The following is a 12,985-nucleotide window of genomic DNA, read 5'->3' as shown; positions in this document are numbered from 1 at the left end:
ATATTTGTTTACTTGGATAAGGAGGACTTTCAGAAGCCATTGCAAATGGCATATAAAAGGTTTCGACTTCAAAGTAAGTTAGGAATAAAAGGGTGTTGAGGATTCTACAAACAGCCGGGGATTTACATGACCTCATTTCTAATCCTTGGTTCAATACTTAAAAGGAAAAGTAAGTCTTACTTCAACTTTTTCGCCAGCTATTTCACCAGGTTTCCAACTGGGCATTCTTTCCACCACTCTGACAATTGATCTATTTAACCTTTCATCTTTTCCTTTAACAACCTGAACATCTTTCACACACCCATTTTTATCAATAATAAAACTTATAAATGACCTGCTTTTTTCCTCCCTATTTAAATAGGTACGGCCCATATTTTCTTGAACAAATGAATATACCTCCTCATTTCCCTCATTAAATTCCGGCATTTTATCAGCAGTCAAATATATACCCTCAGAATCAAAAACATGATCAATATTGCTATACACTACAGAGGTAGTGTCTATTATTTGACCTGATAACTTCTCGACTACCAACAGGTAAATTGTAATTATTATTACTATTTTAAAATCCATATTATAGCTTATAGTATTGTTACCAAAATTATTAAATAAGGTGGATCAAATTTCTCGAAATCAAATAAAATAAGAAGTACTAATTACTTTTACAGCCAGACTAAGTGTAGTAGTTGGCAAAACACCCTTCTATCCTTTCCAATTTGCAATTGGAATTGGACGGAATTACCAATGATCCAAGGTTATCAAATCTTCTCATCCAGCATAATTTCATTTGTTTAAAATTGTTTTTAATGGTCAGAACTTGCCCTGGTTTATTGGGGTGGAATCTCGTCACCATAACCATCCATTGACTTGACGATTTCGTCACGCTCGATTTCCTGATCTCTTTTTTGGTAAGCCTCTCCATAACTAAAAATAGTTTATCCTTGATAGAATTACAAATAAATGCTGCCCGAGTAACCGAACAAGATGTCGTTAATTTGGATAGGTTCTCAAAATTTTAGTCAAGCAGTATTCAAATTTTTGTCCATTTGTTTACTAAAGGGGGTCTATCCGATGCCATTGCAAATGGCATATAACAGATTTCGTCTTCAAAGTAAGTTAGGAATAAAAGGGTGTAGAGCATTCTACACCCAGCCGGGGAACACCGATTTCCATGCGAATGAATGAAATCCTGCAGCAAACTTCCCGTACCTACGCAGTATATTAATTCGACATTACTGGTTCCCTTTGAGCATATTTTTGGGATGCTGGTGGGTGTCAAATATATCTGTCACTATGACCCGTTTTTCGTCTATCAGGTAAATGATTTTAAAGTGGGATTCGACCAGTAAATAGCGATGGCCCTGATCGAGGGATTTTAATGTTTCTTCTTTCTGCCCTCTTTCCGGGTTGTCCGATAAACTCTTGGCTTTTCCAAGTATCGTTTTTCTTACCTTTATAGCATAAGAATTGAACTCCAAACTTCTGTAGTGTTTACAAATTTCTTTCAATGATTCTTTGGCCGGCTCGGTGATTAAAACATTCATCCTACTTACCAGTTTTCCGATTCCTTTTCCAGATCTTCAATACTGATCACCCTTCCTTCTTTGATGGCTTTATTTGAATCTCTTGCTCTGGCTACCAATTCTGACTTGGTGATGGGGCCGCCGTCCGGTTTATAACCGGCTATTGGTTCTTTCTGGGAATTCAATATATCTTTGATCTGCTGTATTACCTTTATATCATCCAGTCTTGCCAGCTGTTCTATCAGGTATAATTTTTCTGCTTTGATGTCCATTTCTCAATAACGTATCGTCCTCATAAAGTTAACGTTTTTTTGGGATTTGTGGGTTTCATTTCAGCGGATGATATTTCAACATCGCCCATTTCAGCTCTTCCACCTCGTCCTGGCTGTATTTCTCGGTCGTTGAAGTGTATTTGTGTCCCGTAAATACCTGGACTCTTAAATCGTGATTCTATTTCAACCCCACTTCAAGTAGGCCTTCTTTTCTAAGGTAATCTTTTGCAATGGAACACAGGTGATTTTCAAATTTTTCTACTATTCCCAACCCCAAAGTTCGCCCTCTTTCTGAGGCACCGCTTCATTAGATAGGAAGGTGTAGATGCAATCAATCTCAAACTGCTGGTAAAAATCAACACACCAATCAGCACCCCTAAAAAAAGAAAAGCCAACTTTATTGCTAAAGTTGGCTTTTTGAAGAGAGGAAGGGATTCGAACCTATATATACTATTTAGATAAAACATGTCATAAGTATCATATATTCATATATATACATACATTTAATCTTAGTTAAAGATAAGTTTTGAACACATTTAATCAACTTTTTCGCCCCTGAATTCGCCCCTGTATTTTATTTTCATTAAGTTTAAAAATTATTAATAGACTAGAGTATGGAAGCATCTTTAAGATATGAGTTAAGACGGGATTTAGAAAACAAAAAAGGTGAGCAACCACTAACATTATTGATTCATCTTTCAAGTCAGCGTAGAAAAGTTGCCACCGGGATCCGCCTTATTCCAGAGCTTTGGTCCCTTGAAAAGCAGCAAATTTTAAACCTTACCACCAAACTAAAAATTCTTCTTCAAAAAAAACACGGAGACAACCTTCCTAAAAAGCAAACCTTAATCCAATATCAAGATGACCTTATTGATCTAAAAAATAAAGTCAGGAAGATTGAAGAAGGATTTAGGTCTAAGGGAATACCCTATAGTGTTGAAATGCTGATTGGAAAAATCAAGGAAACTAAAGAGATAAAAATCAAAAAAGAAGATCCTACCAACTTGGTTTACGACTTTATCGACCAGTACATTCATGAGCATGAGCTCACAAGGGTTAAGGGTAGCCTAGTAGTTTATAAATCCCTTAAAAATCATTTAAAAAATTATGAAGTTAAGACCAGAACCAAAATTCGGTTCGAAAATATTGACTATACATTTATGCAATCCTTCCAAAATTTTTTGATCAAATGGGAAAAGATCCACGAGAGAACCGGAACAGTCAAGACCTTAAATAACATAACGATTGCAAAGCAACTTAGTACGCTTAAAACATTCCTTGGATATGCCAAAAGGCAGGGAATAAAAGTCAATGGCGGGTACAAGGAATTTACCATTAAGAAAGAAAAACTTGAAGTGATCGCCTTGACTCAAGCTGAATTAGACCTGATATTTAATTTCAATCTCAGTTTAAACAAAAGATTAGACCAAGTGCGTGATGTATTCTGTTTTAGCTGTGTAACTGGTTTTAGGTTTTCTGATCTCCAACAATTAAGAAGGGAGCACATTAAAGAAATGGAAATAAGACTTACCATCAAAAAAACCAAGGAACCCCTTATTGTCCCATTAAATCAATATTCGAAAAGAATTTTGCATAAATACGAAGAAATGGGTCCTCCCCTACCCGTAATTTCCAATCAAAAATTCAATAAATATGTAAAGGAACTTTGCAAATTGGTGGGTATCGATGATACTATTGAAATCATTAGGTACAAGGGAGCCATTAAGCAATCAACTATTTACAAGAAACACGAAATTATTAGTGCACACACTGGTAGGAAAACGTTTGCAACTCTTTCTCTGGAAAAAGGAATCCCAGCAGAAACCGTGATGAAGATAACCGGACATTCAGATTACAAAAGCTTTCAACGCTATGTGAAAGTAACGGAAGAAAGAAAAAGAAACGAGATGCAGAAAGCCTGGGGTGCTCCTGTATGATATTTAAAAATCGACCTATGAAAAAGTTTGAACCCACTAGACCTTTATGGCAATACAAACTCAGAGAATACTTACTTCTTTTTGATAGTTATTCGGAAGAGGAAAGAATTCTTGCCTATCGTTATGGCTGGTACATTTTTTCCAACAATCGAAATCATTTTGAGGATTTTTCCCATTTTATTCAGCGCAGGAAATGGTTTATATACCTATCTTTGATTTACCCAATCCTGCTTACCTTTCTAAGTCTTTTAATCGCCGTCTCTGTCTTGACAATTGACGTTACTTTAAAAGTACCCATTGCTATTATTTTCTCAGGGATAACAGCTGGAATTATTTACAATTTGATTGGCAATACACTTAAAAATATTAGGGAGACAGGGATATTTTTAAAATATGTTGATCCTGCCGAAAAGCTAGCCAATTTCCGTGAGTTTGAAAATCTTGATTATTTGGACAAGGTAGGGGCAATCCAATTTTATGAAAATATGAGGGCGAAGCGCGATTATTCTATGATAGCTCCAGGTGAAAACGAGTTAGATAAAACGGAAAAATTACTGGCCCTTGATTTTTTAATGGGTGATCCTGGAAATCTAAACGAACTAATCAATAAACTGTGTCTCCATTCAACATGTAAATTGACTAAGGAAGGTGTTTATCGTGTATTAGGGGAAATTCTAGCAGCTTCTCCAGACAATATTAAAAAGGACATCACTAAAGGAGTAAAAGAAATCAGATCCGGAAAAAGCCTGGGTCAAAAAAGAATAGACCAGCTAACAAACGTCAAGACCATCTTTAATCAATCAAAACTGGCATTAAAGGCCAATGAAATTGATAAACTCCTTGACACTGCCCAAACAGCAACTCAGGATAAATCACAAGTGGATGTTTATTAATTCCTGATTAAAGGATTTAATGCAACAGGTAATAATAAAGTACCATTCTAATTTTTAATCTCCAATAGGCTCTATTAATTCAACTCATTGATATTCTATGAATTGCATTTTACTTTTCAATCAGATTGTTTTTAGTTCAACCAAAATTTGATTAACTTAAAGTATCAAAATTTATTTAAATAGCTATGAAATTCCTAATCAAACTTTTTCTGGTTTCCTTTATTTGCATGATCGCCATGTTTGGTGCTTTAGGGAGCGAAAACCAATGGCCTGGATTGATTATAGCCTTTTGTGTGTGGGGCTGGTTTATTTATTCTCTCTCCAAACCAAAAGTAACGGCTACTGATAGAAAAATTAGGGCGCAAGAGCAAAAGATTGAGGAATTGCTGCGAAAACTGGAACAAAGAAGTTAAAGAGCTCCCATTTGATGGGACCAATTGACCTTTTCAATAGGCATATCATAACGAGAAATTTATCCAGCGACCTAAAACCCTTTTAGAAAATTAAAGTTCAATTTTCAAGCCTTCCATTTCCAACTCTTTAATATGCATCCCAGCTTCAATTTCTCTGACTCTATGGATTGCAAAGCTTTTTGAATCAGTTCGATGAGTTTTTTCCCTTTATCCAACCTTTCAAAAGGAAAGGGATCCAAATTTTGATCTATCAATTGATTGATCTTTCGGTCTATTTGAGTTTGCCTGTTTTTCAATTGTAATACTATCACCGATATATCTTTCATTGTCTATTTAATTAACATATTTGAGTTAATAATTTAAACAAATAATTGCTGCACCTGTCTCGATTTTAAAATATTTCTAACCTTTTTTTCAATAGCAAAATTTATCGAGGAAAATAGTTTTTAGTGAGACGTTCTAAATAATGACTTTAAAAGCATAAATGAACCTTTGTACACAGCCACATTCTTACTATCCACCTTGAAAATAAAATAAGAAAAAAGCCCAATAGGGCTTTTTTCTAAGATTTAGCCTTTCTAGCCTTTTTCTCTTTCGGAGCAGCTACCTTTTTGCTGATAAAGGCCGTGTGGGTTTTGCCATATTGATCCGGTTCTTTCAGTGAGGCGACTTCAAATACCAGGTATTCGTTGCCATCATAGTCGACCATGTGATCTTTCAGGATTTCGTCCAGTGTTTCCTTGGAGATGGATACCCGGATGATGTCTAAATCTTTAACTTGTGTTCCTTTTCCGATGTAAGTTTTTTCAAATTGTGACATGACTTTTACTGTTTAAGGTTTTAAATTTGATTATGCCTAAGAGTTCGGGCGCTGTCAGGAACACCCAAGCCAAGGGCTGAGCGAAAAAATTGCGGAAGGTTTCCTTTGGAAAACCCAATTTTTTCGAACGGGCGAAGCGAACCCTTGGCGGGTGTACCGCAGCCCCCATCTTTGCATGGATCATTATTCACAACCGGGAACAGGATAAGTTCATGGCATTGGAAGAACTGAAATAAAAGGAATCGAGTAATGGTCCTTTGCATTAAAAGTATTTATCCAGCTAAAGAAAACAGAGGAATAGGATGGACTGGAACGAATGGCTGTTAAAGATCCTGAAATCTGAAGTCACTGGTGAAGGTAAAATGGGAATACCCTATTGAACTTTTCATATGAGCTGTCAAAAAAGTGTGGAGATGCCAAATTTTTCTATTCCGAAACCGGATCCAGAATTCCCGGGTGATTATTTCCAGGTTTGTTGACATCGCTGGATATTTCGTAGGCCTCCATTGCATCGGCCGGATAGGCATTCAACAATTTCAATAAATCTTTGCGATTTTGATTGGGATCCAACCATAATTTTTCTTCTTCCCTGGTCAAAATCACTGGCATTCTGTCATGGATTTTGACCATTAGTTTATTCGGCGCAGTAGTGATAATAGAGTAGGAATTATACGTTTCCCCTTCAGTATCCTTCCAACTTGACCAGAGTCCGGCGAAAAAAAAGACCTCTCTTTCGGGAAGGTAAATTCTGAATGGCTGCTTTTCTTTGCCTTCCTTTTTCCATTCAAAAAAACTATCAGCAAGCACGAGGCATCTTTTATTATTCACCACAAGGGGGTTATATGAGGATTTTTCCAGCAGCGTTTCGGAACGGGCATTGATCATTTTGTATCCCACCTTTTTGTCTTTTGCCCAATGTGGCACCAAACCGAAATGAAAAACATCTATTTCATCAGGCTTATCCAAAGTGACCACCGGAGCCAATTGGGAAGGAGCAATATTGAAGGAAGGCTTCCAGTTTTTGGCTTTTTCAGATATTCTCAACTTCAATTGGTTTATAACTATCTTTAAGTCTTGTTTTACGGAATATCTGCCGCACATGATTTTCTTTTGTATGGTTAAGATTAAATTTACAAATAAAATGCCTGAATCATATCCTTTCCTTCAGGTATTTGGCTTAGGGATAGCAATGGAAACCCTTTTTTGGGGAGGCAGTGCAGGAGGAAAAGATTGGAATGGAAGCATAGCGGTAGCCCGACCCGAAGGGGAAGCCCCAAATTCATTCAAACAAAACTTCGGCTATTCATTGTATTTATTTGAATCCAAACTCGCTAGTTCTGAAACAGGATCTAAGGTAAAGGCAATTTTTTTATATGTCATACAATTTAGTCTGATTCAATTATAAATAAGGGGGAATAATTAGTCCGAAATAATTTTCCAAGTTATACAAATGGTAGCAGCGACGATTAACAGTACCTTTTTTCGAATTGTGAGATGACTTTACTGGTTAAGGTTTTAAACTTGATTATGCCCAGGATAACGGGGGCTGCCATACATACTTTAACGTTAACGAACCTAAAAACAAAATATAGAGTATTGATTTTTTTTAAAAGAAAACGGTATCATCAGTTGATTACTTTTTTCTTATTAAAGTTTCTCTTATTATGTTTCATTAGTATGTTTTTAGCGTAATTTTTAGAATGGCCTTAAAAGAGATGAAATTCTCTAACGAATGAAGGCATTCCTTACAACCACTCTAATCTTCAACTATTTGAATGGTAGCATTTTCCATGTATTTCTCAAAATAATCACTTTTTGATTTTTGAATAACTGACAAGGTTAGATTTTTTTCAAATTCCAATAAATTTTTATCATTGAAGAATTCAATTTTTAATTTTATCTTTTCGTTTGTTGAAATTTAGCTCTGAAAAACTAATTCAATATATATAGACTGATTTACTCCTGAAACATTGCTAAGTTTAGTACTTAAAAAGACAGAATTTGGAAATGGTGGGAGATAATCAATTTTTCTATTATATTTATCTATAAATAAATCAAATTTATATGTAGGACTAGATTTTAAATATTCACTTTGGATATTAAGTTTAAAAAATCCAACCTTATTTTTATTATCCATATTGATTGCTTCTAATCTTAGGGTTACAGTTTGCTCCACTGGTAAATCAGATAAAATATTTGTAGCTATAGGGATTCCACCATTGTATTTCATCATCAAACTATCGATTAGTGATTTATTTCCAATGGAATCTAATGATGTTTTATTCTTTTCTAAAATAAATAACTCTTTGTCTGTTTCATTGAGAATCAAATAATCAATAATTAATGAGTCTTTATAATTTGATCTAAAATAAATTAAGAATATTAAAAGTAGAAGACTTATAAAAGTAAAACCTAAAAACTTCATTCTAATTGAATCTTTAAATATAAATTGTTTTATATTTACCGTAGCTATTAGATATACAAAGCCGGAAATAATAAAACAGATAGATAAATTAATTCCTGAAGTTATGTCAAAATTGCTTGAACCATCTACCAGCCAAAACGAAGAAAAAGATATTAGTAATATATGTGATAATTTTTCTAGAGTTAATGATTGTAATTTTCTAAAATATGAAATAATTAACGTAAATAGTATAGTTAAAATATAAAATGTTTTATGGAAAAAATTCACAAAAGTTGTGTATGTCTCATATTTATAATTATCAAATTGACTTTGTAAAGCAAAAGTATAAATTAAGAAATATAAGGAAATGAAAATTGCCGGTATTGAAAATGCTAATAAGACACTAGTAAACTTTAAAATTTTGATTTCCGAGTAAAATCGAGATTCCAAATCCACTTTCTTAATCTCATTTTTCAAATAGTCTAATTTTAATTGAAGAAATTGCTCTTTACGTTTATATTCATCATTTGCGTTTTTGCCATAAAGTGCACCAGGATAAATTATAGACATTACTGAAATTAAAATAATAAATGATAAAAAAATAAAAAAGAAAGCCCATAGTAATATTGTTTTATGAGGTTCATCGGAATTGATATAAGCTAAAATAAAAAAACTTTCACCGATTAAAAGTAATAACACATAAAACGCAATTGGGGTATTTACAATTTCAAGAATTTTTATTCGTCTTTGTTCTTTCATTATTAATTGTTCAAAGGAGTTGACAATTTTAGAGCAAAAAGTTTAAAAAATGAAATATGAGAATAAACATATCAAATAACGCTCTGTGACCAATGGAATTAAGTCCATTTTTCCATATTTCAAACAAGTTATATTGAAGTGTACCTTAATCCACATTATTGAGAGAATTATTCCTAAAATAGAAAGACCATACCCAATTAAATTTAGAATAAGAATGGTTAAATCTTCTTTGAAAAGATTGTCGATAATCTTAGATAAGACTGTACCATATGCTGAAAAGCATATGACCAAAAAAGCAGTCAGGAAAATAGATCTTTGCCAAAGGTTAGTGAGTTCAAAATCTCTTGCTCTCCAAAAGGTTTCATGAATTTCCCTGATGCCTATTTTATCCTCTGATCTATCTTTGTTTTCTAAATCCATAAAATACAAATCACTTAAAATAAATAATATTACAAGCCTTACATTTCCTTTTTTCCTGGTCTAGGTCGGCAACATTAAATTTACCTTCTACCCGGTCAAATATGTCCAGTCCACGACCTAAGCTAATTCTCCAACCATTGTCTGCCATGATAGACCTATCGTGTATATCTGAGAATTCATAGGTCATGTGAATGCCAAGGTCAGCTACGCTCTCTTGTAATTCCTCAAAATTAGAAATGGAATCCTCCATGTAATCGGAATTGTTCCACGTTACGATATGCAAGTCGATTTCTTCTCCCTGTGATTTATTCTGGCTCAACATCAAACAGAATTCGAGCAAATTTTTAAATTGATAATACAACCTGATATATGGATCCTGCAGCTGTATTTTGGTAGCATTTCTAAGATAATCCCCAAACAGTTTATGGTAGGATATACCTGTTTGGTTGTCTTTTAGGCTAATTTGATGTGGTTCTAATTTTGGAGATTCATTATCGGGTCCAGGAGTTGGCTCGATTTTCTCCCCTGACTTTATTTCTCCCGGCATTTCTATTTCTGATACAATCAGGGGTTTCTTTGGAAGCTGTGCTTGATAATTCAGTTTTTCCAACGTTTCAGGCTCTACTTCTTTCCCAGAAGACTTTACCCTATATTTAAATGAAACAGTTTCGTTTCGGAATGTTTCATCTATAATATAAAGCTGATCTTTCACCCTTTTCCTTCCTTCCACTGCAAACTCAAGCAATTCAATCACTTCTGCTTCTATCATCTCTTTATGTGGATAAATCAACTTTGACAGACCCGAAAATGACTTCCTTACTGCTGTTTTATCTCTTGTAGTCAATGATCCGTCCAATTCTACAAATTTCTCCATTAATCCACTATAATCTGATTTCCTGAGTTCTTTTAGAACCTCAGCCAGATAGTCCACGATAAAACCAAAATCTTTTGAAAAGACAGAACTTTTAAGAATTCTCACTTCCCAGCCGGGAATATACATATGCATCCTATCTAGAAAAGCACCTTTAATATAACCATCTGGTATGGATTCAAAAAGATGGGAATTTTTGAGCATGTAGGGAACGGTATGTTTGGTATTTCCCACAAATGCCATTGATGCTGTGGCCTGATAGGTTTCTTTACCCCTGTTGAAAGACTGGTTTGCCATGTAGTTTTGCATGATCTTTACCAAGTCACCATCTACTTTTTTCCCTCCTTTTTCCTGCTCAAATTCATCCAGTGCCACTACATCCCAATAGCCCACAAGACCGATTCTGTTTCCTGTATTATTTACGAAAAGTCTGGCTTTAGACACATCTCCACCCGAGATTAATACTCCATGAGGAGAAAGCTCTGAGAAAATATGCGATTTACCTGTTCCTTTTGGACCCAGTTCTATAAAATTGAAGTTATTTTCTACATGGGTAATTAACCGGGAAATCTGAATCAATTTTCCCCTTTTATTGAAAAATTCCGGATTCAAACCAATACTGTGCATCAAAAGGTCCAGCCACTCATCTGCAGTGAATTCCTTTCTTATTTCTAAATATTCTTCCAACCGGACATTGGCGATCTGTATGGGCTTTATGTCCTGAATAATCCACCTCACATCAGTTTCTGCTGCGTGTGAATATCCCATTGTCAGAATGGACCAAACACCCCCACCGCTAAGTAGCTTCTTATGCTCGGTAACCATTATATCGGCAATAGGAACCTTTTTGATACCAAGGTTGGCGAATTCTGCCTCATAGATGTTGGCTTTGTCATTTAAAGCCACGTTTACCTTATCAATGATTTTATACTGGCCTTCTTGACGGATTTTCGATTTTACGATTTCTGCCTCACTTCGATGTACGTAATTATTCTTAATTACATTTTTCACTTTCTCAATTCCGGCCTCTATGATTGCTTCATCATTAATAGCACAATACTGACCTAGTAGATATTCGAGAACATACGTAGGAACTACCGCATTGCCTTTCACCCTTGAGGTCAAATCCTTTCTGACAACCTTACCTTCAAAATGTTGAATTATTTTACTCTGCAAATCCATGTCAGCCAAATTAGGTCAATAACAATAATAAGAAAAACTTAGTCAAATATACTATTCATTCCGTTTCTGACAATACCTTCCACAATCCGCTGGTATCGGAACCTATTCTAATTATTAGGCTTTCAGCTTTTAGCCGTTCAATGTTTTTCTCGACGGCTCTAGTACTTATGCCAATGTTTTCGGCCATTTCAAAAATGGTACTTTGGGGGTTTTCAGCCATCATTCTAATAATTTCCCACTGGCTTTTGTTTATCTTAAAATTGGCTTTCCCTTTTATTGTTTCCTTCATCATCATCCATTCCTCCGAACTTCTCTCCGAACTTCTCTCCGAACTTTTTGACTGTCTTTTTAGTAGAATTGTAAATAGACCGGCTGTCTTGAATACAGGTTCAGGGAGACCTACTGCTAATAAGCTTTCCCTTATTCGGCTTATTCCAGAGCCAACCTGTTCGACCATATCAATACGTTCGAAAAGACCAAAAATCAAAGGGTTTCTACTGTGACTCTTAAAACCAAATTCGCTAGGCTGAATAGCACTTACCAGGCCTCCAGGATTGGTGATCTCTATTCGATCATCAAACACTTCAATAGTAATTCTACCCCCTTTGTCATAATAATCCCTATGCGCCAGACAGTTTATAATTGCTTCTTTGAAAACGACTTCTGGAATTTCCCAAACTTCTTTTCTAGGACCACTCCCCTCAATTTCGTATCGGACATCGATTTTGCCCTTTATCCATTGCATGGCTTGATAATATTGTCGCATCAAAGGGCCTCCGAATACCTTGTCATCAAGGATCTGTGTTTTAGTTTTTCCTTCAAAAAACAAACATCGGATAACTGCTTTGTCAAAAAAGGACTCAGGTGATTTGCCGAAAAACAAAACAGCTCCATTTTTGAACATACCATTTGGTAGCGTCAGTTTCAGGTTTTGAAAGATTTGTTTTTTTGATACTCCGGAGAAAATACCGGCATCTTTTCTAAAGGACTCAAATTCAACCTCGTCTAGATCTTGAATTAAATCAAACCCATAACAGGGTGCCTCATCGAAATAAATCCGATCTGATTGCTGAAAAAAATCTCTCATTTGTTCCACAGAGGTAATTTTTTGGGTATTTGGGCCTTGTCTTATATAGATTGCTCCAGACAGTGTATAAGGCTTTTGGCTTCCTGTAGAAACCTCAATTACCCATACGGTTTTTCCTTTTACTTCTACGCCATATATTTGCGGATTTAAAGAAGGGTTGATTTCTCTGATGGAATTTTGAATTGCTGATCTTTTCCCATTATCAATAGCAACCCCCTTGATCTCATTTTCATCATCAACACCAATCAACAAAATACCTCCTGCGGCATTGGCAAATGCGCACACCTCTTCAGTTACCTCCTTGATTTTTGAGGGTAACCTCACTTTAAATTCCGCATTGTAACCCTCTCCTTGAGATACAATTGACATAATTTCTTCAGGACTTAGCATGAGTTGAATATCAG

The 12,985-nt window shown here is 35.1% G+C and carries 14 protein-coding genes; 4 read left to right on the top strand and 10 right to left on the bottom strand.

Going from position 1 to position 12,985, the window contains the following annotated elements; genetic code table 11:
• Positions 1-150: 150 nt before the first annotated feature.
• The 3 genes from AC13EX_RS19270 to AC13EX_RS19260 form a co-directional block, all read right to left on the bottom strand.
• On the bottom strand, positions 151-573 hold the full coding sequence (locus AC13EX_RS19270; RefSeq protein ID WP_014021349.1) for an energy transducer TonB: 423 nt from the start codon (positions 571-573) through the stop codon (positions 151-153).
• 659 nt (positions 574-1,232) lie between these two features.
• The gene (locus tag AC13EX_RS19265; protein ID WP_048642767.1) at positions 1,233-1,544 is read right to left on the bottom strand and encodes a type II toxin-antitoxin system RelE/ParE family toxin; all 312 of its coding nucleotides are present in this window, start codon (positions 1,542-1,544) and stop codon (positions 1,233-1,235) included.
• A gap of 5 nt (positions 1,545-1,549) precedes the next feature.
• Entirely contained in the window at positions 1,550-1,795 is a 246-nt protein-coding gene (locus AC13EX_RS19260) for a hypothetical protein (RefSeq protein WP_048642766.1), read from the bottom strand.
• Positions 1,796-2,409: 614 nt separating this feature from the next.
• On the opposite strand from AC13EX_RS19260, the gene AC13EX_RS19255 reads away from it, so the two are divergent.
• From AC13EX_RS19255 to AC13EX_RS19245, 3 genes are all read left to right on the top strand, one after another.
• The gene (locus AC13EX_RS19255) at positions 2,410-3,732 is read left to right on the top strand and encodes a site-specific integrase (protein WP_482893951.1); all 1,323 of its coding nucleotides are present in this window, start codon (positions 2,410-2,412) and stop codon (positions 3,730-3,732) included.
• Positions 3,733-3,749: 17 nt separating this feature from the next.
• Positions 3,750-4,625, top strand: coding sequence for a hypothetical protein (locus AC13EX_RS19250; RefSeq protein ID WP_482893950.1), 876 nt, complete (start codon positions 3,750-3,752; stop codon positions 4,623-4,625).
• A 185-nt stretch (positions 4,626-4,810) separates the two neighbouring features.
• Positions 4,811-5,038, top strand: a complete 228-nt coding sequence (locus AC13EX_RS19245) for a hypothetical protein (RefSeq protein ID WP_482893949.1) — start codon at positions 4,811-4,813, stop codon at positions 5,036-5,038.
• 104 nt (positions 5,039-5,142) lie between these two features.
• Here AC13EX_RS19245 and AC13EX_RS19240 read toward each other — a convergent pair whose 3' ends face one another.
• From AC13EX_RS19240 to AC13EX_RS19230, 3 genes are all read right to left on the bottom strand, one after another.
• Complete coding sequence (locus AC13EX_RS19240) at positions 5,143-5,364, bottom strand: hypothetical protein (RefSeq protein ID WP_482893948.1); 222 nt, start codon at positions 5,362-5,364, stop codon at positions 5,143-5,145.
• Positions 5,365-5,600: 236 nt separating this feature from the next.
• Positions 5,601-5,858 (bottom strand): hypothetical protein, encoded by a 258-nt coding sequence (locus AC13EX_RS19235; RefSeq protein WP_482893947.1) that lies wholly within the window; start codon positions 5,856-5,858, stop codon positions 5,601-5,603.
• 426 nt (positions 5,859-6,284) lie between these two features.
• Positions 6,285-6,959, bottom strand: a complete 675-nt coding sequence (locus tag AC13EX_RS19230; protein ID WP_482893946.1) for an SOS response-associated peptidase — start codon at positions 6,957-6,959, stop codon at positions 6,285-6,287.
• A gap of 40 nt (positions 6,960-6,999) precedes the next feature.
• Here AC13EX_RS19230 and AC13EX_RS19225 point away from each other — a divergent pair, with 40 nt between their 5' ends.
• Positions 7,000-7,263 carry a hypothetical protein gene (locus AC13EX_RS19225; RefSeq protein ID WP_482893945.1) on the top strand — a complete coding sequence of 88 codons (264 nt, stop codon included), beginning with the start codon at positions 7,000-7,002 and terminating at the stop codon, positions 7,261-7,263.
• Positions 7,264-7,776: 513 nt separating this feature from the next.
• Here the strand turns inward: AC13EX_RS19225 and AC13EX_RS19220 are convergent.
• The 4 genes from AC13EX_RS19220 to AC13EX_RS19205 are packed head-to-tail and all read right to left on the bottom strand — an operon-like array spanning position 7,777 to position 12,971.
• Positions 7,777-9,021 (bottom strand): hypothetical protein, encoded by a 1,245-nt coding sequence (locus AC13EX_RS19220; RefSeq protein WP_482893944.1) that lies wholly within the window; start codon positions 9,019-9,021, stop codon positions 7,777-7,779.
• Positions 9,022-9,063: 42 nt separating this feature from the next.
• On the bottom strand, positions 9,064-9,441 hold the full coding sequence (locus AC13EX_RS19215; protein WP_482893943.1) for a RipA family octameric membrane protein: 378 nt from the start codon (positions 9,439-9,441) through the stop codon (positions 9,064-9,066).
• A 10-nt stretch (positions 9,442-9,451) separates the two neighbouring features.
• A complete protein-coding gene (brxL, locus tag AC13EX_RS19210; protein ID WP_482893942.1) occupies positions 9,452-11,494 on the bottom strand; it encodes a BREX system Lon protease-like protein BrxL in 2,043 nt (680 codons plus the stop codon).
• A gap of 55 nt (positions 11,495-11,549) precedes the next feature.
• Entirely contained in the window at positions 11,550-12,971 is a 1,422-nt protein-coding gene (locus AC13EX_RS19205; protein ID WP_482893941.1) for an RNA-binding domain-containing protein, read from the bottom strand.
• Between the last annotated feature and the right edge of the window lie 14 nt (positions 12,972-12,985).

The organism is Cyclobacterium sp. L-R (assembly GCF_056859355.1).
This window is presented reverse-complemented; position numbering and strand designations above follow the sequence as displayed.

Excerpts from the sequence above, each read along its gene's own strand:
- AC13EX_RS19270 (WP_014021349.1), bottom strand. The coding sequence starts at position 573 with ATGGATTTTAAAATAGTAATAATAATTACAATTTACCTGTTGGTAGTC.
- brxL (WP_482893942.1), bottom strand. The coding sequence starts at position 11,494 with ATGGATTTGCAGAGTAAAATAATTCAACATTTTGAAGGTAAGGTTGTC.
- AC13EX_RS19265 (WP_048642767.1), bottom strand. The coding sequence starts at position 1,544 with ATGAATGTTTTAATCACCGAGCCGGCCAAAGAATCATTGAAAGAAATT.
- AC13EX_RS19250 (WP_482893950.1), top strand. The coding sequence starts at position 3,750 with ATGAAAAAGTTTGAACCCACTAGACCTTTATGGCAATACAAACTCAGA.
- AC13EX_RS19205 (WP_482893941.1), bottom strand. The coding sequence starts at position 12,971 with ATGCTAAGTCCTGAAGAAATTATGTCAATTGTATCTCAAGGAGAGGGT.
- AC13EX_RS19245 (WP_482893949.1), top strand. The coding sequence starts at position 4,811 with ATGAAATTCCTAATCAAACTTTTTCTGGTTTCCTTTATTTGCATGATC.
- AC13EX_RS19230 (WP_482893946.1), bottom strand. The coding sequence starts at position 6,959 with ATGTGCGGCAGATATTCCGTAAAACAAGACTTAAAGATAGTTATAAAC.
- AC13EX_RS19260 (WP_048642766.1), bottom strand. The coding sequence starts at position 1,795 with ATGGACATCAAAGCAGAAAAATTATACCTGATAGAACAGCTGGCAAGA.
- AC13EX_RS19255 (WP_482893951.1), top strand. The coding sequence starts at position 2,410 with ATGGAAGCATCTTTAAGATATGAGTTAAGACGGGATTTAGAAAACAAA.
- AC13EX_RS19220 (WP_482893944.1), bottom strand. The coding sequence starts at position 9,021 with ATGAAAGAACAAAGACGAATAAAAATTCTTGAAATTGTAAATACCCCA.
- AC13EX_RS19225 (WP_482893945.1), top strand. The coding sequence starts at position 7,000 with ATGCCTGAATCATATCCTTTCCTTCAGGTATTTGGCTTAGGGATAGCA.
- AC13EX_RS19240 (WP_482893948.1), bottom strand. The coding sequence starts at position 5,364 with ATGAAAGATATATCGGTGATAGTATTACAATTGAAAAACAGGCAAACT.
- AC13EX_RS19235 (WP_482893947.1), bottom strand. The coding sequence starts at position 5,858 with ATGTCACAATTTGAAAAAACTTACATCGGAAAAGGAACACAAGTTAAA.
- AC13EX_RS19215 (WP_482893943.1), bottom strand. The coding sequence starts at position 9,441 with ATGGATTTAGAAAACAAAGATAGATCAGAGGATAAAATAGGCATCAGG.